Origin of the sequence: Rhizobium sp. AN68, from assembly GCF_030758035.1 — a bacterium.
Lineage (GTDB): Bacteria > Pseudomonadota > Alphaproteobacteria > Rhizobiales > Rhizobiaceae > Agrobacterium > Agrobacterium tumefaciens.
Genome location: NZ_JARWMI010000002.1, coordinates 1,260,397 through 1,283,880 on the forward strand (window position 1 = coordinate 1,260,397; position 23,484 = coordinate 1,283,880).

Below are 23,484 nucleotides of genomic sequence, written 5' to 3' on the forward strand. Positions count from 1 at the left end.
ATATCGCATATATTCGCCCGCGGAAATCGGTATAAGGCCACAATGGCGAAGATGCGATGGAGCGGGTTTTGAAGAAGGCAAGGCAGGTCGCGATTGTCGGCGGCGGGCCAGCGGGCCTGATGGCGGCCGAAGTGCTGTCTGCGGCTGGCCATGCCGTAACGGTGTTCGAGGCCATGCCGACCGTCGCGCGCAAATTGCTGATGGCCGGAAAATCCGGTCTCAACATCACCCATGCCGAAGACTACGACATTTTCCTCCACCGTTTTGGCGACGCGGAGCAAAAGCTGCGCGCCGCCCTCGATGATTTCACGCCCGGCGCGCTGCGTCACTGGGCGCAAGGTCTGGGGCAGGAGACCTTCGTCGGCACGTCAGGTCGGGTGTTTCCGACGGTCATGAAGGCCTCGCCGCTGTTGCGGGCATGGCTTGCCCGGCTGGAGGCACACGGCGTTATCATCAAGACGCGGCATCGCTGGATGGGTTTTTCCGCAGACGGGCTGGTTTTCGCGACACCGGAGGGCGATGTCTTCATGAAGGCCGATGCCGTTCTTCTGGCGCTCGGCGGCGCAAGCTGGCCGCATCTGGGTTCGGATGCGGCATGGGTGCCGGCACTCGCGGCTGAAGGCGTGGAGCTTAACCCTTTCCGCCCCGCCAATTGTGGCTTTGATGTCGATTGGAGCGATGTCTTCCGGCAGCGTTTTGCCGGTGAGGCGTTGAAATCCGTCACCACCATTTCCCCGGCCGGAGCGTTTCAGGGTGAGTTCGTGGTGACGCAGCACGGCATTGAGGGCAGCGTCATCTATGCCCATTCCGCCGCACTTCGCGACCAGCTGGAACACACGGGAAAGGCGACACTCGCTGTCGATCTGGCGCCGGGACGTACCGTGGAGCGCCTTGGCCGGGATCTGGCAAAGCTTGGCCGCAAGGAGAGTTTTGCAAACCGGTTGCGGAAGGCCGTGGGCCTCTCCGCCGTCAAGGTCGGACTTCTGCGGGAAATCTTTCACGATATCTCGGCGATGCCGGATGATCTGGTCGCCGCAAGAATCAAACATGCGGAGATACCGCTTGCACGGACGAGACCGATTGCCGAGGCGATTTCATCGGCTGGGGGCGTTGACTGGCAAGGTATCGATGAGAACTACATGCTGAAAAAACTCCCCGGCATTTTTGCTGCCGGGGAAATGCTGGACTGGGAGGCGCCGACCGGCGGTTATCTGCTGACCGCCTGTTTTGCCACTGGCAAGGCCGCCGCCAAGGGCATGACCAAATGGCTCGACGGCTTGGCCTAACCGGCCTCGGCCAGTTTTTTTTCCGCGCTTGGCGTGGTCCTGACGAGGCAGCGCATGATGGCATCCGTGGTGACGGAGCCGAGTGACTTGCCGTTTTCGCCGATGATCACGGCACTGCCGACATCCTCCCTGACGAGCGCGCGCAAGCCTTCCTCGACGGTCATGTCCGCATCGAGCTGAAGACGCGACTGGCCGGTAAACTCCGGCTGGACGATGGCGCCGAGACGAATGACCCGGCCACGGTTGACCTCTTCCACGAAGGCTTCGATATAGCTGTCTGCCGGACTCATGACAATTTCGGCGGCCGTACCCTGCTGGATGATCTCGCCGTCGCGCAGAATGGCGATCTTGTCTCCCAGCCGAAGAGCCTCATCCAGATCGTGGGTGATGAAGACGACGGTTTTCTTCAGCTCTTTCTGCAATTCCAGCAGCACTGTCTGCATGTCGACGCGGATGAGTGGATCAAGTGCCGAATAGGCCTCGTCCATCAGCAGGATTTCGGCGTTGTTGGTCAGCGCGCGGGCGAGACCCACGCGCTGCTGCATGCCGCCTGAAAGCTGGTTCGGATAATGGCTCGAAAAGCCTTCCAGCCCCACCCGCTTGATCCAGACGTCGGCTTTTTCTTCCCGCTCGCCCTTGTCGACGCCCTGCACCTCAAGGCCATAGACGACGTTTTGCAGCACGTTGCGGTGCGGCAGCAGGCCGAATTTCTGGAATACCATCGCCGTCTTGTGGCGGCGGAATTCCAGAAGTTCCGCTTCGTTGAGGCGACAGACATCCGTTCCGCCATAAAGGATTTCTCCCGCTGTCGGGTCGATCAGGCGGTTGACGTGGCGGATCAGCGTCGATTTTCCCGAGCCGGAAAGGCCCATGATCACGGTGATCTGCCCGCCCGGCATGGTGATGTTGATGTCGCTTAGGCCGAGCACATGGCCGTGCTTGGTGTTCAGTTCCGCCTTGGACATGCCGCCCTTCACGGCGTCGATGTAGTTCTCCGCCTTGGAGCCGAAAATCTTGTAAAGGCTGCGGATTTCGATCGATTGACTAGCCATGCGCCACTTCCCGGTGTTTTTGCAGGCGAAGGCCGTAGGCCTGGCTGATGCGGTCGAAGATGATGGCGATGCCGACGATTGCCAGGCCGTTGAACACACCGAGCGTGAAATACTGGTTGGCGATGGCCTTCAGAACCGGCTGGCCAAGGCCCTGAACACCTATCATGGAGGCGATGACGACCATGGCGAGCGCCATCATGATTGTCTGGTTGATGCCCGCCATGATGGTGGGGAGTGCAAGCGGCAGCTGCACCTTGAAAAGCTTCTGGCGCTTCGAGGAACCGTAAGCGTCTGCCGCTTCCAGCACGTCCCGGTCAACCATGCGGATGCCGAGATTGGTAAGCCGGATCATCGGCGGAATGGCGTAGATCACCACGGCGATGACGCCCGGGACACGGCCGATGCCGAGCAGCATGACGACGGGAATGAGATAGACGAAACTCGGCATCGTCTGCATGACGTCGAGAACGGGGTTCACGATACTCTGCAGGCGGTTGGACCGCGCCATGGCGATGCCAATCGGCAAACCGATCACGATCGAGAGCACGGCGCAGACGAAGATCATCGAGATCGTCTTCATCGTGTCTTCCCACATGCCGAACCAGCCGATGGCAAAGAGAATACCGCAACATAGTCCAACAATGGTGGCGCTGCGGCTGGCAAACCAGGCGAGTACGCCGACAATAAGAATAACGACCGGCCAGGGGGTGCCGATCAAAAGCCTTTCCGCCCAGATGAGGAAGCTTTGGAGCGGTGTGAACAGCCCCTCTATCGTGCCGCCATAGGCTCTGGTGAAACCCCGAAACCCCTCGTCGATCACTTTCTTCAGCGCACGCAGGGCATCGTCATTCATGGTCGGAAATTTGAAAAGCCAATCCATATCCTGTTCTCCACGACGAACCGGGGCCGGCGGGCAATATCCGCCGCGCTCCGGAACTTAAAAACGGCCGGGCGCCGCCATTGGCGGGCCAAGCTGTCGACCACATATGTCGTGCCACCCTTTTAGAGGGCAGCCTTGACCTTTTGCGCGACGTCGGGGGAAACCCAGCCCGTCCACAGAGCCTCGTTTTCCTTCAGGAAGTGTTTCGCGCCATCTTCGCCGGTTGCCTGATTGTCGGTCATCCAGGCGATCAGCTTGTTGACGGTGTCGTTGGTCCAGGCGCGTTTGTTCAGATAGTCCATGGCCGGGCCGGCGCGGTCGGCAAAGGTCTTGCTGACCAGCGTCTGCACGTCGTCAACCTGCCATGCATTGGGCTTCGGGTCCGCGCAATCGGCAACCGAGGTGCAGCGCTTCCATTCGGCAGAGTCATATTCCGTGCCGAAGCCGAGCTTCACCATCTCATATTTGCCGAGCAGCGAGGTCGGAGCCCAGTAATAGCCTACCCACGGCTGTTTCGCTTCGTAAGCCTTGGCGACCGAGCCGTCGAGACCTGCGGCGGAACCGGTGTCCACCAGGGTGAAGCCGGCCTTTTCACCACCAAAAGCCTTGAAAAGCTGGGCGGTGACGACGGTGCCGCCCCAGCCCTGCGGGCCGTTGAAGACGGCGCCCTTTGCCTTGTCTTCAGGCGAGGGGAAGAGCTCGGGATGTTTGAAGAGATCAGGAATGGTCTTGAGATCGGGGTTGGCATCGGCGACATATTTCGGGATCCACCATCCCTGCACAGCGCCGTCCGACAGAATCTTGGCGGCCGCCACGACCTTGCCGCCCTCAAGTCCCTGTTTGACGATTTCCGGCTGCAGGCTGACCCAGGCCTCCGGCGCGATATCAGGCTGGCCCTTTTCGGCCATGGAGGTCAATGTCGGTACGGTGTCGCCTGTGACGATTTCAGCGCTGCAACCGTAACCCTTTTCCAGAATGATCTTGTCGAGATTGGCGGCGACTTCAGCGGATTGCCAGTTCATGCTGGCGATCGTGACGTTTCCACAGTCCGCAGCAAAGGCTGCACCGCCTGTAAGGGCGAAGCCGGCGGAAAGAATTGTGGCACCCAAAAGTATTTTCATTTTTGTTCCCTCTGGTCGCGGTGTGCGAAGACCCGGGCGCTGACGGCACCGCGACCGCCAGCACCCGCATTGAGCGTTAATAATTACTTTGTTGCCGTTCCGTTTGCGGCAGTTTTTGGCGTATTGAGGATGGCAATCGTCAATCAATCATCACGCTTGTGGGGTGCTTCTGCGAAATTTGCGGCGTGCGAATTCCCCAGTCTTGCCGGTCGCGCTTCTGAAAAGCCGTGAACAACAAGCAGAAGTTTCTGTTTTCTTGGACATTTATTCCGTTCTGTACTACGGAAAATTTCGTCTCTTTTTTGTGGTGATATTGAATGACCAATCTTCGTGCTGCCCCGGTATGGCCGATCGGCGGCGGTGAAACGGGTGAGCTTGTGCGTGGCTTCGACTGGTCGAAGACATCGCTCGGTCCGATTAGCGACTGGCCGCAGAATTTGAGGCAGAAGGCCAATTCCGTCGTCAACTCTCCCATTCCGCAGGTGCTGATGTGGGGTGCGGATCATGTGATGATCTACAATGACGGCTATGCGGAAATTGCCGGCAATTATCACCCGCGGGCGCTGGGCGGAACGGTGCCAGGTATCTGGCCCGAGATCTGGGACTGGAACAGCCGCATTCTGGAGGCTGGCTTTCGTGGCGAGGTCATGGCTTATCGCGACCAGCCGATGACGCTGATGCGGCACGGTCAGCCGGAAGAGGTGATCTTCGATCTGTTCTATACGCCGATCTACAATGATGGCGGCGCGGTGGACGGCGTCCTGTGCACGGTGCTTGAAAACACCGAAAAGGTGAAGGCCGTGGAGGCGCTGGAGCAGAGCCGCAAGGAGCTGAGCCGGCTTACCAATGCCCTGCCAATCCTGGTGGGATATGTCGATCGCGACTATGTCTATAAATTCGCCAATGACGGTTATCTGGAGTGGTTCGGCCGCAGCGCCGAGGAGGTGATCGGCCGTAGCGTTCCGGAAATTGTTGGAGACGCGTTCTTCAGTTCGCGCAGGGCCTATCTCGATCGTGCGCTCGGCGGCGAAAAGATCGTTTCGGATACGGTGATCAGCAGACCGGATGGCAGCAAGCGAGCCGCCGAAATCCGTTATGTTCCCCGCTATATCGCAGATGGTTCGGTTGATGGCATTTATGTGCTGATCATCGATATCGAGGACCGGAAACGTTCCGAGCACGAAATCGTGCTTAGCAATAACCGTTTCCGCGCCGCTGTTGATGCGGTCCACGGCGTGCTTTGGACCAATACCGCCGACGGCATGATGCTGGGTGAGCAGCCTGCGTGGGGTGCACTTACCGGGCAGAGCTTCGACGAGTATCAGGGGTTCGGCTGGGTCGAAGCGGTTCATCCCGAAGACAGGGACCATTCGCTGGAAAGCTGGACAAAAGCCGTTTCCGCGCGGGCGACCTATATTTGGGAGCATCGCGTTCGCCGCCATGACGGCGTCTACCGCACATTTGCGATCCGTGGCGTTCCGATTTTCGACAATTCCGGTGATATTGCGGAATGGGTGGGTGTCCACACGGATATCACCGAACAGCGGCTGGCCGAGAACACGCTTAAAGAACATGCCAGCAATCTGGAACGCGAGATCGCCACCGCATAAGAGCGGAAGAGCAGCTTCGCCAATTGAATGAAGGGCTGGAAGCGCGGGTCGAGACGGAAATCGCCGAGCGCCGCCAGACCGAAAGAGCGTTGCAGCAGGCGCAGAAAATGGAATCCATCGGCCAGTTGACCGGTGGCGTCGCGCATGATTTCAACAATCTTCTTCAGGTAATCGCGGGCAATCTGCAATTGCTGTCAAAGGACGTGATTGGCAACGAGCGTGCCGAACGGCGGCTGGAAAATGCGCTGGCCGGCGTTCATCGCGGTGCCAAGCTTGCAAGCCAGCTTCTGGCCTTTGGCCGTCGTCAGGCGCTGGAACCGCGCGTTATCAACATCTCCCGCTTCGTTACCGGCATGGACGATCTCCTGCGCCGTTCGCTTGGTGAGGCGATCGAGGTTGAGGTCATCACCTCCGGCGGCCTGTGGAATACCTATGCCGACCCCAACCAGGTGGAAAACGCTCTCCTTAATCTGGCGATCAATGCGCGTGATGCCATGGAAGGGCACGGCAAGCTGACAATCGAGGTCGGCAATGCGGTTCTCGATCGCGATTACGCGCGCAAGCATTCGGAAGTCTCGCCGGGGCAATATGTCATGCTGGCTGTTACCGATACCGGATCGGGCATGTCGCCGGACATTCTGGAAAAGGTGTTCGAGCCGTTCTTTTCGACGAAACCGGAAGGCAAGGGCACCGGTCTCGGCCTTTCGATGGTTTACGGTTTTGCAAAACAGTCCAGTGGCCATGTCAACATCTATAGCGAGGTGGGGCAGGGCACGACGGTGAAGATGTATCTACCGCGATCCGCCGCCGACGAGGACAGGGAAGTGGTGATACCGACCGGCCCCGTCGAGGGTGGCACGGAAACGATCCTTGTGGTGGAGGATGACGAGGAGGTGCGCAGCACCGTCGTCGAGACACTGAGCGATCTCGGTTACCGCGTGCTCACTGCCCGCGATGCGCAGGCTGGTTTGACGGTGGTCGAAAGCGGCATTCCGATTGACGTAATCTTCACCGATGTGGTGATGCCGGGACCTTTGAAAAGCCGGGAAATGGCGCGCCGGGCGCAGGAAAGGTTGCCTAATCTCGCCGTTCTCTTCACATCCGGTTATACGGAAAACTCCATCGTGCATGGCGGCAAGCTGGATTCCGGGGTGGAACTGCTCTCCAAGCCTTACACGCGCGAAGCGCTGGCGCGGCGCATCCGCCATGTCATCGCCAATCGCAAGCAGGTTTCTCTCGCCAAGACGAGGCCGGTATCATCACCGCGTCATTCCAAAACCCCCGAATCCGCGCAGGTCGTCGGAGACGAGACCAGATCGGTTTGCGTGCTTCTTGTTGAGGATGACGAGTTGATCCGGATGAATTCGACCGAGATGCTGGCCGATAACGGCTTTGCCGTCGTCGAGGCCGGAAATGCTGTGCAGGCGCTAAAGGCGATCGAGACGGAAGAGATCGATGTTCTCGTTACCGACATAGGCCTGCCGGACATGAAGGGCGGCGAGCTGGCGGTTGAGGCATTGCGCCGGAAACCGGGACTAGCCATCGTGTTTGCCACGGGAGACAACCAACTGCCGAACGGGGCGCCGGAAACGGCAGTGCTTTTGACCAAGCCCTATGACGAACAGCAGATCGTCTCAGCTGTCGAACTGGCCCATACGGCAAACACGATGGCGGGCGAATAAACCGCCCGCCATCCTGTCTCAATAACCGCGCGTCATATCGACCGTTTCCGGCAGCGTACCTGTTTCACGCCATGTCTTGACATTGCCTGCCACTATTTTCGCTGAACTTTCCCGGCTTGTCGGCGCGGAAATATGTGGCAGGACGGTCACTTTCGGGTGCTGCCAGAATGCGGAAGCGTGAGGTAGCGGCTCCTGTTCGAAGACATCGAGAACCGCATGCGAAAGCTGGCCGGAATCAAGCGCCGCGATCAGGTCATCGGCGACGACGACGGCTCCGCGGGCGAAATTGATGAGTGCGACTCCCTTTTTCATGGCGCCGAGACGGTCGGTATTCAGAAGGCCGCGCGTCGCATCGGTCAGCGGCACCAGACAGACGAGAATGTCGCTTTTTTCCAGCAAGTCCCCCAGCCCGTCATCGCCCGTCAGCGTTGCCACTCCCTCGATTGCCTTGGCCGAGCGGCTCCAGCCGGAAACGTTGAAGCCTGCATGAAGCAGGCGTTGCGCCGCAGCCGTTCCGAGCGCGCCGAGGCCGAGGAGGCCGACGGTCATCTCGCCCGGATGCCGATAATCGAGTTCCTGCCAGAGGGCTTTTTGCTGGTTTACGCGATAGGCCGGCATGTCGCGTTGCAGGTAATATGTCCATGCCAGCACGGCTTCCGCCATCACGCGTGAAAGCTCCGGGTCTTTCAGCCGCACGATCGGCGGCGCCTTGTCTCCCAGTTCCAGAACGAGCCGTTCGACACCCGCCCACAGGCTGTGAATCCACGAAAGACCCGGCAAGGCTGCAATATCGGCTGGATCGGGATTGGCGACGATGGCGAAGTCCACCGCGCGTTTCTGCTCCCCGCTTAATTCGGAAAAGGAGAGGATTTCCTCTTCCGGCATGGCGTCGCGAAGCGCTTGCTTCCAGATGGCTTCCGCTTGCGCATTCATCCGCGAAACAAGGGCGATGGGTGATGGCATGAAACTGGTCCTGCTTGCTGGCGATTGGTTGGTCGCCATCAATGCGTAATTTTGCGGGCAACGCCATAGGCTGGATAGCAAAATTTGAGCTGCAAAAAAAAGCGGCCCGGTTTGCACCGGGCCGCTACACCATTCAGGCGTTTTCCTTCACCGGCGGTTTGGCGTCGCCGTAATAGGCCGCGAATGTCTCGTGATAGTGCTCAGAACCACCGGGGCCTGCATAACGCTGCAATTCCGTCATATCGGTCTTGTTGAGCACGATCCCCAACGTCTTGTTGGCAATCTGCGGTTCGTTGGCCATCAGGTTCTGCACCATCTGGATCGGCGTCTTGCCCCATTCCGTAACGAAGACGAAACCATCGACCTGCGGTGCGAAGGCTTTAGCGTCGATGACGGGAACGACGGGTGCAAGGTCGACAATGATGTAGTCGCAGGCCTCACGCGCCGATCTGATGAATTTGCGCATGCCGGAGGAGGCAAGAAGCTCGCTTGAATGGGCAAACTGGTTGCTGGTGGAAACCGGCAGGATGCCCATTTTCGTGCGGGTATCGACCTTCACTGCCTGCGTCCACGGTATCTCGTCAAGCACGACCTCCACCAGACCGGCGGATTGCCGCGTTGTCAGCATGCGGCTGAGGCCGGGGTTGCGGATGTCGGCATCCACCACAAGCGTGCGCTTGCCGGTGGAGGCGATCAGACCGGCGAGATTGAGCGCCACGACCGATTTACCCTCGTTCGGCAGGCATGAGATGACGCCGATTACCCGGCACTGGCGTTCCTGGATAACGACATCAGCCGTCAGCTTCACGTTGCGCAGCGTCTCGGCAAAGCTTGAGCGCGGGCTGTCGACGGCAAGGCGCAGCATTTTCTGGAACGAGACCTGACCGTTTTCGTCGATGGTCGTGCTCTCGCTGCCGGGGGTGGCGGCAGGGGTACCCGACTTTGCGGTTTCTGCACCCCGTTCCCCGATAAAGGGCAGGTAGCCCAGAAAACGCATGCGCAGATTGTCGCGCACATCGTTGCCGGTGTGGAAAAAGCGATCCCGGAACTCAAGAAGCGCTGCGATGCCGCCGCCCAGCATAAGGCCGAGAATGACGGAAAGCGCCATGGTCATCGTCTTTTTCGGGCTGGACGGAGCTGTCGGCAGACCCGCTTCGGAGATGATGCGGGCCTTGGCGATCGGCAGCGACTGCTTCTGGGATGCTTCTTCGAAGCGGCCGAGGTAGGACTGGTAGAGTGTGCGCAGAGCGGTTGCCCGCTGCTCCAGCTCACGCAATTGCACCATAGTGATATTGGCTTGCGAATTGCGGCCCGCCACGCGGTCGATATTGTCGCGAAGCGATTGCACACGGGAATTGGAGACGTCGTATTCGTTCTTCAGGCTGCCCGTAACCTGCTGCAGTTCCTGGAATATCTGCCTTGCAATTTCTTTCTTCTCACTCTCCAGCGCTACCGCCTGAGGGTGGTCGGCGCCGAATTGCTGGACGACGCCCTGCAATCGGTCAGAGATCGTGATGTAGCGCTTGCGAAGGTCCTGAATGACCGAGTTATCGGCATCCCGTGCGGAAACGACTGCATTGTCAACCGCTGCATCCGGTCCCCGGTCGATGATGGATTTGTACTGGCCATAACGTGCAGCAGCCGTCGCGACATCCGCCTGCGCGGCAATCAGCTGGCCGTTGAGATCGGCCAACTGGCCTTCCGACATGAGCTCGCCGCGCGAAGAAACGATATTATTGTCCGTCTTGAATTTTTCGACGGCAAGCTGGGCGGCCTGCGCACGCTGGTTCAGGTCGCTCATGCGCTCCTGAAGCCACACAGAAGCGCGCTCGCTGGCGTCGAAATTGGCGTTCAGCTGTTCGGTCAGATAGGCCTGCGCATAGGTCTTGGCGATGAGCGCGGCAAGCTGCCGATCCGTCGAACGGGTGGAAATGGCGATGACCGAACTGCGGCCGACACGCTCTACGATCAGCGATTGTTGCAGCACGGCGGCTGCCTTTTCGCGGCGTCCGGCGCGGATTGCCGCTTCGGAGGCCGGCGGATCTCCGGGCAGGATGAGATCGACGATACCGCGCACGGAAGATTTCACGAGATCGACCGGCGACAGCGACGGATTGACGATGGTGTCGTTCTCGTCGAGCTTGGCCTTGTCGACCACGGTCAGCGCCATTTCCTTGGATTTCAGAATTTCCACAGCACTGGCGATACGGTTGTCGACGATCTGGGCGGCAGGTACCGGCGATTCCTCTTCCGCGTAACGGGAAAGGCTTTCATCCAGAAGCACCTGAGTCATCGCGGTGTAAACGGGGGTTGCAAGCACCAGATAAAGGCCGGCCAGAACCACAGCGGCGATGACCGAGGCGGCAATGACATTGGCGCGGCGCACCACGGCTGCCCAGAGGCGATCGAGGTCAATAAATGTGTCGGCATCCTTGCCGGGATCCGGAAAACCGATGCTGGATTTAAAGGTCTTGTGGTGCATGGACCTACCTTGTGAATTAAAAATGGTACGCGGGAAGCCGAGCAACGCTCGGCTTCCCGCCCCCCGTTATTGATGTGCCGACCGCCTCCCCGGCAGCACGATTAAAGTCAGGCCGCCTGAACGCGGCTTTCATGGTTTGCGACGAGTTCCTTGACGGAAGCGAGAACCTGCGCCTCCATGTCGGCACGCATCAGCGAGAAAGCGACATTGGCGGCGATGAAGCCCTGCTTGCTGCCGCAGTCGAATGTGCGACCGCTGTACTTCTGCGCATGGAAGGCCTGCTTCTCAGCGAGCCGCTTCATGCCGTCAGTCAGCTGGATTTCGTTGCCCGCGCCACGCTCCTGTTTGGCGAGAATGTCGAAGATTTCCGGCTGCAGAATATAACGGCCGTTGAGATAATAATTCGAAGGCGCCCTGGATGGTTCCGGCTTCTCGACCATTTCGGTCACCGCAAAGCCGTGATTGACCTTCTGGCCGACACCAACGACGCCGTAGGATGACACTTCTTCCGGCAGGCATTCCTCAACACCGAGGATATTGCCGCCGACTTCGTCGTAGAGTTCCATCAACCCGGCAATGCAGCCGCGTGCGCCATAGGAAACCATATCAGGCAAAAGCAGCGCAAAAGGCTCCTTGCCCACCAGTTCGCGCGCGCACCAAACCGCGTGGCCGAGGCCGAGCGGCACCTGCTGGCGGGTGTAGCTGACTGTGCCTGCGACTGGCAGCATCTTTTCAAGCTGCAGCACCTGCACCGTCTTGCCGGAGCGGGTGAGCGTGTTGATAAGCTCGGGCGCGCTGTCGAAATAGTCTTCGATGGCGGTCTTGTTACGGCTGGTTACGAAAATAATGTGCTCGATGCCGGCCTGCATGGCCTCATCGACGGCATATTGCACGACCGGCCGGTCGACGATCGTGAGCATTTCCTTCGGCATCGCCTTGGTGGCGGGCAAAAACCGCGTGCCGTTGCCGGCTACGGGAATGACGGCTTTTCTGACAGTTTTGTTCAGGTCCATCGCGTTCTCCTTCATCAAGGTTTGATCTGTCCCCAGTCCGCTTGCAGATTTTTCGCGTACAGATTTGTCCGCTCACAAATTTTACGAAATCTGCCTTTTCACCCCAGTATTTGCCGCGGGCGCAAACATCGCGTTCCGCAACCTCTTCAGCCGCACGGCAATGGGCATTCTCAAATGCCCCAGCACGGCGGGATCTCTGATCGTTGTCTTCAGCGCGCCGATAATCGAGCGGCGCTTGATGTCTTCCACCAATGTCAGGAAGTTACGGGCCAGTTGCAGGCTACGGCTTCTGGCCTGCTGCGCATCCATGGCGGCGGGCAACAGCGCGTAGTGGCTCAGAAACTCCTGGTCCGCCCGCATCATTCCTTCGACGTGGTGGATTTCGAGGACGCGCGAGATCGAACCCTCGCGAATATTATAGATGTAGCCCGGTTTCGGCTCGATGACGCAAAGGCCGCCGGCGGCAAGCGCCGAGGCAAGCAGGATGTAATCCTCGCCGATGCGGATGTCCTCGCGAAAACGCAATCCCTCGCTATTTAGGAAATCGCGCCGGAACATCGGCTTCATGTAGCCGAAGTTGAAGGTGGAGCGGAAAAGGATGTTGGAGGAAATGAAGTCCTCAAGGGTAAGGACGGGTCTTTCCTCCAGAAACTCCTCTGCGAACATCGTTTCCATCGGCCTGCCGTCCGTATAGGCGACATCGAGATTGTCGACAGCGATCACCGCATTGGCCGCATCTGCCCGGCACATCATGCAGGCGGAACGGTCGGGGCGGATGACGTCGTCCGAATCGAGAACTGCGATAAAGCGTCCGGTTGCTGCGTCGATACCGGCATTGCGCGCGCCTCCCGGTCCGAGGTTCTGTTCAAGCGCAAGCAGCCGGACACGCGGATCGTTGGCCGCAATGGCCTCGACGAGCGAGATCGTCTCGTCGGCGGAGCGGTCGTCCACGACGATCACCTCCAGTGTCACGCCCTGCTGTTCAAGCGCACTTTGAATGGCGGCTTCGATCGTCTCTGCGGCATTATAGGCGGCAATGACGAAGCTGATATCGGGCTGAGGGTTAAGGTTCTCCATCAGGTTGCCTCCACCGCGCCGTATTGGCGGATTTCGCGCACTCCGAAGGCGCCGCTTACCGAGCCGAGATGCAAGGCGCCGCGCAGGGCATAGCGGTTGCGGCGCACGGCGTTGAAACCGTTCAGCGCGGCAAAGACGGCGCAATAGAGAACTTTCGATCCTGCCTTCAGCACCTGCATCACGCGTCTTGCGCCGGGTTTCTTTTCGGCAAGCACACGGCCATGGGTCTGGCCGGAGCGGAAGCGACGTTTGGCAAGCCACATGAAACGGGCGCGGTTTTCCGGCACCGGCTCGGAGAGCACGGCCTTTTGCGCAAAGACGATGCGACCGCCCGAAGCATGGAGATGCGAGAAGAAATGCGTGTCCTCACCGCCGCTCTGGCCGAGCGCCAGCGCAAAACGCCGGTCCTTTACCGATGGGGCGTCCATCTTGAGAAGCGTGTTGCAGGTGTAGCCGGTGATGATCTCGCCATTCACCCAGACGGGCACGGTCGAGTGAAAATCGCCACGTTTCATCCAGCCCGGCGCATTCTCACGGTAAACCGCCGTCACTGGGCCAAGAACGACATCCGCGCCGGTTTCGCCTGCCTTTTCCATAATTGCGGCCAGCCAGTGCGGCGGGGCGGTCTCATCATCGTCGATAAAGGCCAGATAGTCCGCCCGGCTCTCAGAGAGGCAGGCGTTGCGGGCAATCGAGATATTCGATTTCGGGCAATGGACATAGGCGATCTCGAAAGGCGAAGTTTCGCGCAGCCGATCCACACTTGCCTTGGCACTTGGTTCCTCATCATTGTCGGCAACGATCAGGCGAACTGTCACGCCTTCGGGCACTTCCAGTTCGAACAGTGACAGAAGTGTGGCGACCAGCGCCGGACGTCTGTAGGTACAGATGCCGATATCGACGGTCTTTGAATTGTGTGGTTCGGTGACGATGAGGTCGGTCATGAGACAGCCTTTTTTCCCCGGAATTTCAGGAGTTCCAGCCAGAAGCCGGTGGACCACGCCAGATGCATCACCATTGCGGAAAAGGCGGCGAGCGGGCCGTATGGGTTTTTCTGACCTATTGCCATCCACAAGCCATAACCCACACATGCGGCGATCCAGAGGCCAAGCGGAATAAGTGCTGCCCAATGCACAAGCGACAGCAGGGCAAGCACGAAGACCGGCAGGACAGCCAGCGGAATCATCTGACGGATCTTCGGGATCGAGCGATGTTTCAGCAGGTTCTTTGCCCGGCCACGGCCATAGGCGAGATATTGCCTGAACAGAGGCATGACGCTAGCGCGCGGATAATAGGTCATGCGGGTCTTGTCGGTCATCCAGATACGGAAACCGGATTTGCGCAGCCGGAAATCCAGTTCGGCATCCTCGTTGTGGCTGAAGCTTTCATCGTAACCACCGACCGCGTCGAAGGCGGCGATCCGCATCAACGCGTGGTGGCCATGGTCGATCCAGTGTCCCTTGGCGCCTTCGCGGTGCTTTGAGCCGCCATTGCCGAGTTTGGAATTCTGCGCAATCGCCGTCGCCTTCTGGAACAGGCCGTGCCCGACCGTATCCATGGCGACCACGACGGAATCCGCGCCGGTGCGATCCGCGTCTTCAATCAGCCGCTGGCAATAATCATCCGGATAATCGCCATGGGCGTCGATGCGGATGAGGTAGTCGAAATCCTCGCCGAAAGTGGATACGGCCAGGTTTATGCCGGCGCTCTGGATGCGCTTGGGATTGGGAAGGAGCGTAACGCGGTCATCCGTTACGGCGAAGGCGGAAACGATGTCGCGCGTGCCGTCCGTGCTGCCGCCATCGGCAACAACGATGCGGAAAATACGCCCATCCATCGCGCCGGTGAATTTTCGCAGCAACGCCTCGATCGTCTTTGCCTCGTTGAGGCAGGGAATGACGATCAGAGTTCTGATGCCGGAATGACCAAGACCTTCCATGATTTGCCCCCTACGCACTACACGGGTGAAAACGCAGCTTCACGGGCATGGCCGGAAGCGGATTTTGTAAGAGAGGACAATTGCTGGACCAGCTGACGGCAATCGTCGCGGTCGGTCAGCCATTGTTTCTTATCGAGTGCCGAGAGGGCGTCGAAGGCGTCCGTATACGTTTGTGGAGTCATAGTGTTGAAAAGAGCGGCCAGATCATCTGCACCGGCATTTTGCAGAACAAAACCGATATTGCGCTTTTCGATGAAACGAGCCGTTTCCGTGCCTGCAAGTGCAATCGGCAGGGTGCCGTAAAGGCATCCCTCATAGAGCCGATTGGGCAGCAGCCAGCTTGAATTCTGGCCTTCCTCGAAGAAGTCGATCGCCCAGGTGAACTGCACTTCATTATAGATGGTGGCCAGATCTTCAGGGTTTTTGTAGGCCCCGTGGAAATGCACATGCGGCGCGGCAGCCACGAAACCATCGAAATCCGCAAATTCCGAATAGGCCGGCCGGCCGCGCAGGATGATTTCGACCTTGCCATCCATGCGCCTTGCAAAATCGGCGAGGATTTCGAGCGATTTGCGGCAGCGAAGCGCCCCAAACCAGCCGATTTTCCACGGTTCGCCGGGGGCAGGTGGGCGCGGTTGTGGGGTGGCTGCTACAGCGGCATCAAGCGCCAGCACCCTGTTTTCCTGCAACAGCACGGGAAGGTTCAGGCCGGAAACGGGTTTGAAATAATGCTCGACGAAAGCTGGAGAACTCGTCACCAGCAGCTTGGCATCCCGGGCGAAATAGCGCTGGGCCGCATTGAGAAGCTGCCCCGGCTTGCCCTCATTGAGAAGCAGGCGGTGAATGTCGAGACATTCGTAAACCAGTGCCGGCTGGCGGTCGTAAAGCGACATGGCCCGTTTTGCGAGAGCCAGCATTTCCAGGTTTCTGGCAAGAATGACGTCGGGCATGGGGATGCCGCGTAATGTTTTGCCGAGCGAGAGGCTGGCTTTGGCGACGGCTGCCATGCGCTGAAGAAACCGCCCATCGGCGGTTTCTCCGAGAATGACCGGCACCACGCCCTCGATCTCTGCAAGCCGGTTCTGTCCGCGCCGGAAGCCCGCCAGCGTGACCCGCGCGCCGCCCGCAAGCAAGGTCAACACCCGCCGGCGAATGGCGGGGTCCGACAGATCATGCGCGAGATAAAGAACATGGATCATGCATGGGTTCCGGTTGGTTTCATACGTCAAGGACGCCGAGGCTCAGGTTTAAAAAAGCAATCAGTTAAGGGCGCAGGCGATGGATTCGGGAAACTGGCATTTGTCGCCGAGCGCCGTGAAGGCGAAGCGGTCAACAATCATCTGTGTTGCGCCGGAATAGGAAAAGGCACCCATCCAGTCCTTCAACGTGTCGGTTCCCCACAGGCTGAAGAAAATCTTCTGGGCATTCTGCGGAATCTTGGTCTCATCCGTGACTTCGTGAACGAGCTTGCCGTTGACGTAGTAACGCAGGCGCTGAGGCTCCCACACGAAGGCGTAATCGTTGAAGCCAGCATCAGCTCCGCCTTCTACCGGCACCAGTTTCTCATTGCCGCCCTTGGCGGAAATATACTGGTTCAGCTGTACCTTGCCCGTATTCTTGCCCAAAACCTCGAAGTCGATTTCATCATGGGGCTTTTTGTCGGTCGGGCCGATATAGGTGAAGAAGGCGGAGTTCAATCCGGAGCCGGTAGCGGCTTTCATCCGTGCTTCATAGGTGCCGTAGCGATAACGCCCCTTGGTCTGGATTTCACCGCAGGCGAAGTTGCGGTCGCCGGACTTTGCTTCCTCAAAACCAAGCGTCAGCTGGCCGTTTTCCACCGTGGCCAGTTTCTTCGACCAGGTGCAGTTCTGATGCGCACCGTTGTTCCAGCCGTCGGAGACGTACCAGAACGACCGGTCCATCTGATCGAAATTCTCGATGAAGGATGCACCGTTGCCTTCTTGTGCCTGGCTCGGTGTCGTGAAGGGTGTCGCCAGCAGGGCGGCGGCGAGAAGAATGCGTGTCTGAACGCGGGTGACAAATGTTGTCATTGGTTCACCTCTGTCGTTGCGAATAAAGTGTTTCGGATGTGGGCGGGCCGATCATGGAGGCCCGTTTTGCAGCGAATTCGGACGTTGTCTTGCGTTTGCCGTTCCGGCTTCCGGTCAGCACGGCATAGACGGCCGGCAGGTATTTGCGGGTTTGTGCATTGCTCACCACCAGAATGACAAAGGCGGACAGCGTGGCGATGACATAGAAGGCGGGGTAGAAATCGGGTCCGCCCTTGTTCCAGACCATCCACATGATGACGAGCAACGGATAGTGAGCGCAGAATATCCAGAAGCTGAGGCTTCCGGTTTCGGAAAGCCGCTTGCCGAGCCTGCTGCGGATCAAAAGCGCCGACGACGCCCAGAAACCGAGCGCGCCGAAAACAGCGAGCAAATTGCGAGACATGTTCAGCCAGAAGGTAAACTCCGGGCCGGTGAAATAGAGGCCTGTTGCCAGCATGGCCGCAGCGACAAAGGTCAGCGCCATGATCGGGAAGGCGTAGGGATCGAGTGCCTTGACATCGACGCGGTGCAGCGCAAGTGCGATGCCCAGTGAGAAGCTGAACAGGATCGATTTCTTCTGGACTATGAAGATCGTCAGATCAGGCATGGCGGTTATGAAGAGCAGGATAGCGAGCGTTGGCAGCGCAAAGCGGCGCATGAGAAATGCGAGCACCGGCGACAGCAGGATGCAGACGAACAGGTCGCGCAGGAAATAAAGCGGCACGTTTACCGGCAGTTCTTCGAGCGCCGTGCCATGGCTGATGATTTCACGCGGGCTGGCGTTCCAGAGGTCCGGGAAATAACCCACACCAACGTCAAACAGCTGGATAAGCAAAATTGCGGCAAACAACGCGCCATTCCACAGCAGGAAGGGCAGCAGCACCGTTTTCGACTTCGAACGGATCGTCGCCGGATAATCGAACCCGCTCATGCCGCGACGAAACAGCAGATAGCCGGATATCGCGCTGAGACAGGGCACACCGATGCGAAACAGGGCGTCGCCCAGAAAAACACGCAGCCAGTCGAAGAAGCCGTAAAGGCCAAGAAAAGGGCTGGTTTCGGCATCGTGCGGCACATGGACGAACACGATTCCAGAGATCAGCAATATACGCATCAAATTGATACGGGAGGATAGGTTCTGATCGACAGTCACATCAGTCACCCCTATTGGGCGGCGTCCACCCACGCCGCGTTGCAACCAGAGCGAACTTAAGCCCGCACTCGTAAGTCTGGTTTCGACTTTAGGGTAAAATGTGGCGACGCGGGAAAAACACAAGCTTAGATATTGCGGGTGATTGTCTGGCGTTCCGGCATTCCGTGCGACTTTAAAAAATTAAGCAACTGAAAATATTTAATTTTTTCTAGATTTAAGTCGTCACTAAAAATCGCCAAAGGAAGCGATATTATCATTGTACGCGATATTGCACCGCAAAAAAATGGCTTTGCCATGCCGTCACGAAACACATATCCGTGACGGGTGAGACCTGTTAACGGCCGAAATGAGGCGCTTTCGGTTACGAGACACTAACCTTGGGTTGCGTTTTCACGCATTCGCCGCGATTTGACCATCCCGAGGATTTTTCCAAGCAGGGCGCGTTCGGTCAGCAAAATCAGCGCCGCATAGATGACGCCGCCGACTGCGGCGCCAACGAGCACCTGAAGCGTTGCGCTGGGGATGCGTTCGGCAATGATGTGAAGCAGGTAACGCACCGAAACGGCCATGACCAGCGCTGCAATCATCGGTCTGCTGCTGACATAGAGGCCGCTGAGAAAGGGTGTATCGCTTGCCTTGAACACCGCCCATGAGTAGGCAACCAGCGTCACCGCATTGACGATGCAGAGCCAAATCATCGCGTCGATCAGGCTGCCGTAGACGGCTGCAGCCCAGACGGCAACTGTGGTGACGATGGCGCGGATCGTGGCCGACCAGAACAGAACACGCCCATAGCCGGCACCCTTGAGATAGGGGATAAAGGTGCTGCATGGGGTCAGAATGGCTTTCGAGAGGGCAAGGAGACCGAGAACCGGCCAGGCATAAGCCCAGTTCTGCCCGAAAATCACCAGCATGGCCGGTTCGGCCACCGCCCAGAGGCCGAACATCATCGGCGCAAGCAGGACGGTCAGAACCTGCGTGCTGAACATCAGGGCATCACGCCGGCGCTGCGGATCGTCCATCATACGGCTGAAGGCGGGAAACAGCACGCCCATGACGGCCGACAGCACGACCTGATTGGGAATGCTGGCAAAACGGTTGGAGGCGGAATAGGCGCCCGCATCGGCAAGGCCGAGATGCCGGGCGATCACCACCATCGGCGACTGGAAGGTGACGAAATTGGCGATTTCCGATCCCATCAGGCCGGAGCTGAAACCGAGAAGCGGCACCAGACGGCGCGGTTTCATGACGAAACGCGGGCAATAGCGGGAAACGGCATATAGCCCGACAAGCCTGATGAGTGCGGCGGCGAAAAGCTGGATGATGAGCGCCCAGACGCCGAAGCCGAGAAGCGCCATAGCCACGGCGACAACCGCCGCGATGCTTTCAGACGCCATGCTCCACAGCGCATCCTGGCTGAAGTTCATGCGCCGGGCAAGCAGTGAATAGGCGACATCACCCGCAAGTTGCAACGGAATGAGAAAGGCCATGATACGCAGCAGATAGGCACTTTCCACCGCACCCAGAAGCCCACCGAAGAACTCCGCGAAAATGTAGAGCGCAGCGGCCATGGTGCAGGAAATCGCCAGATTTGCCCAGAAAACGGTATGGATTGTATCCATATCCTCTTCTTTCTCGACGATCAGCGCCGAGGTCAGCCCCGCTCCGGCTATCATGGTCAGGAATTGTACAACCGTTAAGCCGACTGCAACCACACCAAATTCTTCCGGTGTCAGCAGTCGTGCAAGAATGGGAACGGTGACAAATTTAAGCCCGAATGTCCCTGTCTTAGACAAGACGCTCCAGCCGACATTCGTGGTGATGGTCTTTACATTTGGAGCTGGGGGCATACAAGCATCCTGTTTCTGGAGGCCGGCGGGGAGGAACGCCGGTGGGGAGTTGCCGATACCATCGGGGCCGCTTTTAGGATCGGGCCCGACACTTCTTGATCAACGCAAGGGGCGAAACAATGGCAAGATTTACTGTCGTCATTCCCTATTACCAAAAGCAGCACGGAATTCTTGGACGTGCGCTCGCATCGGTTTTTGCGCAGACTTACCAGGATTTCGATCTTGTCATCGTCGATGACGAATCGCCATATCCGATAGACAATGAGCTTGCAGAACTTTCGCAAGCGCAGAAAGAGCGGATTCTCGTCATTAAGCAGGCCAATGGCGGGCCGGGTGGTGCGCGCAATACCGGTCTCGACCACGTTCCTGCTGGCAGCGATTACGTCGCATTTCTTGACTCGGACGACATCTGGACGCCCGATCATCTCCAGAATGCGGCCTTCGCGCTGAAGACATTTGGCGGTGAGTGCTATTGGGCATCCATGCAGGCAAGTGACGAATTTTATTATCATTTCGCCATTTCCGAGCTGGAGAAGAACGAGGGCGCCGCAAGGCTTTCCGAGCGGCCTCTGGTGATCGAGCTGCCGGATCTGGCGAGCGTGATGCTGCGCAACTGGAGCTTCTTGCATCTCTCCTGCATGGTGATCGGCCGCCCGCTTTTTGAAAAGATACGCTTCGATCCGGCGCTCCGGCTTGCGGCGGAAGATGTGCTGTTTTTCTGCGATTCCATCCTCGCATCCAAGCGCACGCTTCTGTGTGACGATGCCGGTGCCATGCGCGGAATGGGCGTCAATATCTTCCACAGCATCGACAATACCTCGCCGGAATTCCTGCGCCAGCAGTTCAATACCTGGGTTGCGCTCGATACGCTGGAGGGGCGATTTTCGCGGCGGCCGGACGATGTGGCCTCGATCGCTTCCTATAAAAATACGGCGCGCAAACAGGCGCTCTGGAGCCAGGCGGGCAATCTGAAACGGCGCAAGGTGCCCGAATTCGGACTGCTGCTGAAGTGGGCGATGCGCGATCCGGCACTCCTGCGAGCGGCTTTTGAGCTCGGCGCAGGCAAAATAGTGCGGACAAGATGATCGAATTCTTGCCTGCAAGAATTTATATGTTTTTCACCCAGGAGTGACTTCATGAAACCTTACCACTGGGAATCGCATCACGGAAATTTTGGCGACGATCTCAATCTGTGGCTGTGGGACTTTCTGCTGCCCGGGCTGCGGGACGTGCATGACGATGTGATGCTCGTCGGTGTCGGCACGGTTCTCAATGATACATTGTTGCCCGCAAAGCAGCGCAAGCTTGTGATCGGCAGCGGTTATGGCTACGGCGCGGTGCCGGATACAAGCACCGGATTTTGGGACATTCGCTGCGTGCGCGGCGAAAAAACCGCAGCCAAATTGGGACTTTCTCCCGAAAAGGGCATTGTCGATCCCGCCGTGATGGTGACCGAGATGCCGGAGTTCAAAGGCCTGCAGAAACTCTACAAGAAAACCTTCGTTCCCCATTGGGAATCGGCGGAATTCGGCATGTGGGAAACGGTTTGCGAACCGGCGGGACTAACCTATCTCGACCCGCGCGGCGAGGCGATGTCGGTCATCCGCGCCATCGCCCAATCTGAATTTATCGTGGCCGAATCCATGCATGGCGCCATTCTTGCCGATGCGTTCCGCGTGCCATGGGTGGCGGTGAGCACATCTCCCTCGATCAACAGTTTCAAGTGGAGCGATTGGGCAGGCACGGTCGGTGTGGAGTATCAGCCGCGTTACGTGCCAGTTTCCACCCGCGCCGAGGCGGCGAAAAAGGGGTCGCGTTTCTGGGGTATGAGCTTCCCGCCGCCGCCAGCCCCCGTCATTGCCGAGGCTGGATCCGGTCCGGCGCATGAGGGCGATGTGCTGGTGCGGCCGCAGGCAAGCCAATCCCTGTCGCTGCGCAAACTGGCCAAGCAAGTGCTGGCAGCACCTTCCACGCTGGCGCTCTGGCAGGCAAGCCGTGCCGAACCGCGTCTCAGCCCGGATGGCAGGCTGGAGGAACGCAAGGAGCGTTTTTCCGCTGTTCTGGAAACGGTCAAACGCGATTATCTCTGAGGGCGGGTTGCCTCAGCAATTTCGGACACAGTCACCCCGGCCTGGGTCCGGGGTCCAGCGCGCTCAAGTCCTTGATCGCAAAGACTCTCTTCATGGCGCAGACGCGCCATGACTGGATGCCGGATCTAGTCCGGCATGACGAATGAGAGAATATCGAACTTGCTATCATCCTCGCCGCTGGAGGTTTTCCCTCAGGAAACCGGCGTACCGTCCAGCAGATAACGAATATCCCGAACCGGCGCCGGTTTGCGAAAACGGGCGGTCTTGTCGGTCCAGATGCCGCGCGTGATGGCCGGCAGGGCAGGCAGGCGCGCAAGAGCGTGGCTCAACGCGCCGCCCATCCCTTTCTGCTTTTTCGCATCGAGAAAATGGCGAAGCTCGAATTTCGCGCGGATGTGTTTTTCGTGCTCGAGCAGGATCGCCGTCTCGCTGGCCGACAGCTTGCAGCTGGTGAGAATGTCCCTGTCCGCTTCGTATAAACGGCGAAGATCTTCCGTGCTGTGACGGCCGCTCAACGAATTGCCGCGGACAATCGCCCCGTAACCGCAATGACGGATGACCTTGTAACGGGCACCGGCGGCAAGCGCGCGGGTATAAAGTTCGTAGTCTTCGCCGAGACGCAGACGCTCGTCGTACCGCAACGCATGTTTGTCCAGAAAGGCGCGGCGGATCACCGGTTTCAGAAAGCCGGTTTCCCCGCGTTCCACGCCGGGTCTGGAAATATTGCCTTCCACGAACTCCGTCAGCGACAGAAACCGGGCCTGTGGTTCGAAGCGGGCCGGCTGCATGGACGACGCGCCCGGAACCGATTGCTGGATGAAGGCGATATTGTCGGCCACCAGATCCCAGCCGTCATTTTCCAGCATGGCGGCAAAACGGCCTTTGAAAAAAAGTCGTCCGCATCGAGAATGCTGATGAGCGGTGCGGATGAAATCGAGATCGCATGGTTGCGGGCGGCCGAAGGGCCACGATTGACGTCGAATCGCACGACCCGCAAACGGCCGGTACCGTCATCCGCCGCATGTGCGACATCGCTGGTCGTATCGGTGGAGCCATCGTCGATCACCATGACTTCGGCGACCTCCGGCTCCACAAGGGCGGAGCGGATGGCGATATCTATCGTATCAGATGCATTTTTCGCAGCGATGATGACGCAAATGGGCTGTGAACCGCTCACCATGTGTTGTCCTTCTGCTGTGACGAACCGTCAGGATTTGGTCAGCAGAAAGTGTCAG

General features: G+C 58.6%; 16 protein-coding genes and 2 pseudogenes. 4 read left to right on the top strand and 14 right to left on the bottom strand.

Features of this window, described 5'->3' with window-relative positions:
• The first annotated feature begins 56 nt into the window (after positions 1–56).
• Positions 57–1,286, top strand: coding sequence for a TIGR03862 family flavoprotein (locus RBH71_RS09240; protein ID WP_004431716.1), 1,230 nt, complete (start codon positions 57–59; stop codon positions 1,284–1,286).
• Here RBH71_RS09240 and RBH71_RS09245 read toward each other — a convergent pair.
• The 3 genes from RBH71_RS09245 to RBH71_RS09255 all read right to left on the bottom strand — a co-directional run bounded on the left by RBH71_RS09245 (position 1,283) and on the right by RBH71_RS09255 (position 4,339).
• Positions 1,283–2,338: a quaternary amine ABC transporter ATP-binding protein gene (locus RBH71_RS09245; RefSeq protein ID WP_004431717.1), complete on the bottom strand. Its 1,056-nt coding sequence runs from the start codon at positions 2,336–2,338 to the stop codon at positions 1,283–1,285. The two genes, RBH71_RS09240 and RBH71_RS09245, sit on opposite strands and share 4 nt — an antisense overlap.
• A complete protein-coding gene (locus RBH71_RS09250; protein ID WP_004431720.1) occupies positions 2,331–3,218 on the bottom strand; it encodes an ABC transporter permease in 888 nt (295 codons plus the stop codon). The genes RBH71_RS09245 and RBH71_RS09250 overlap by 8 nt, the downstream gene beginning before the upstream one ends.
• Positions 3,219–3,340: 122 nt before the next feature.
• The gene (locus RBH71_RS09255; protein WP_004431723.1) at positions 3,341–4,339 is read right to left on the bottom strand and encodes an ABC transporter substrate-binding protein; all 999 of its coding nucleotides are present in this window, start codon (positions 4,337–4,339) and stop codon (positions 3,341–3,343) included.
• A 317-nt stretch (positions 4,340–4,656) separates the two neighbouring features.
• Between RBH71_RS09255 and RBH71_RS09260 the strand changes: the two are divergent.
• Positions 4,657–7,631 (top strand): annotated as a pseudogene (locus RBH71_RS09260) (PAS domain-containing protein).
• 18 nt (positions 7,632–7,649) lie between these two features.
• On the opposite strand, the gene RBH71_RS09265 reads toward RBH71_RS09260, so the two are convergent.
• The 10 genes from RBH71_RS09265 to RBH71_RS09310 form a co-directional block, all read right to left on the bottom strand.
• On the bottom strand, positions 7,650–8,594 hold the full coding sequence (locus RBH71_RS09265; protein WP_004431727.1) for a 2-hydroxyacid dehydrogenase: 945 nt from the start codon (positions 8,592–8,594) through the stop codon (positions 7,650–7,652).
• 133 nt (positions 8,595–8,727) lie between these two features.
• Positions 8,728–11,076, bottom strand: a complete 2,349-nt coding sequence (locus tag RBH71_RS09270) for a polysaccharide biosynthesis tyrosine autokinase (protein ID WP_323687259.1) — start codon at positions 11,074–11,076, stop codon at positions 8,728–8,730.
• Between the two features lie 107 nt (positions 11,077–11,183).
• Positions 11,184–12,089 carry a UTP--glucose-1-phosphate uridylyltransferase gene (locus RBH71_RS09275; RefSeq protein ID WP_004431732.1) on the bottom strand — a complete coding sequence of 302 codons (906 nt, stop codon included), beginning with the start codon at positions 12,087–12,089 and terminating at the stop codon, positions 11,184–11,186.
• 81 nt (positions 12,090–12,170) lie between these two features.
• A complete protein-coding gene (locus tag RBH71_RS09280) occupies positions 12,171–13,166 on the bottom strand; it encodes a glycosyltransferase family 2 protein (protein ID WP_004431734.1) in 996 nt (331 codons plus the stop codon).
• Positions 13,166–14,110: a glycosyltransferase family 2 protein gene (locus RBH71_RS09285; protein ID WP_323687260.1), complete on the bottom strand. Its 945-nt coding sequence runs from the start codon at positions 14,108–14,110 to the stop codon at positions 13,166–13,168. Before RBH71_RS09285 ends, RBH71_RS09280 begins: the two co-directional genes overlap by 1 nt.
• Positions 14,107–15,105, bottom strand: coding sequence for a glycosyltransferase family 2 protein (locus RBH71_RS09290; protein ID WP_004431741.1), 999 nt, complete (start codon positions 15,103–15,105; stop codon positions 14,107–14,109). Before RBH71_RS09290 ends, RBH71_RS09285 begins: the two co-directional genes overlap by 4 nt.
• Positions 15,106–15,122: 17 nt before the next feature.
• Positions 15,123–16,304, bottom strand: coding sequence for a hypothetical protein (locus tag RBH71_RS09295; RefSeq protein WP_004431744.1), 1,182 nt, complete (start codon positions 16,302–16,304; stop codon positions 15,123–15,125).
• 60 nt (positions 16,305–16,364) lie between these two features.
• Positions 16,365–17,156, bottom strand: a complete 792-nt coding sequence (locus RBH71_RS09300) for a glycoside hydrolase family 16 protein (RefSeq protein ID WP_004431747.1) — start codon at positions 17,154–17,156, stop codon at positions 16,365–16,367.
• A 4-nt stretch (positions 17,157–17,160) separates the two neighbouring features.
• Positions 17,161–18,309: an acyltransferase family protein gene (locus RBH71_RS09305; protein ID WP_004431750.1), complete on the bottom strand. Its 1,149-nt coding sequence runs from the start codon at positions 18,307–18,309 to the stop codon at positions 17,161–17,163.
• 371 nt (positions 18,310–18,680) lie between these two features.
• Entirely contained in the window at positions 18,681–20,159 is a 1,479-nt protein-coding gene (locus tag RBH71_RS09310; RefSeq protein WP_025595239.1) for a lipopolysaccharide biosynthesis protein, read from the bottom strand.
• Positions 20,160–20,278: 119 nt separating this feature from the next.
• Between RBH71_RS09310 and RBH71_RS09315 the strand changes: the two genes are divergently transcribed.
• Both RBH71_RS09315 and RBH71_RS09320 read left to right on the top strand, forming a co-directional pair.
• Positions 20,279–21,244 (top strand): glycosyltransferase family 2 protein, encoded by a 966-nt coding sequence (locus tag RBH71_RS09315; RefSeq protein WP_004431756.1) that lies wholly within the window; start codon positions 20,279–20,281, stop codon positions 21,242–21,244.
• A 51-nt stretch (positions 21,245–21,295) separates the two neighbouring features.
• Complete coding sequence (locus RBH71_RS09320) at positions 21,296–22,249, top strand: polysaccharide pyruvyl transferase family protein (protein WP_004431759.1); 954 nt, start codon at positions 21,296–21,298, stop codon at positions 22,247–22,249.
• A gap of 191 nt (positions 22,250–22,440) precedes the next feature.
• Here the strand turns inward: RBH71_RS09320 and RBH71_RS09325 are convergent.
• Positions 22,441–23,429: pseudogene (locus RBH71_RS09325) on the bottom strand (glycosyltransferase family 2 protein).
• Between the last annotated feature and the right edge of the window lie 55 nt (positions 23,430–23,484).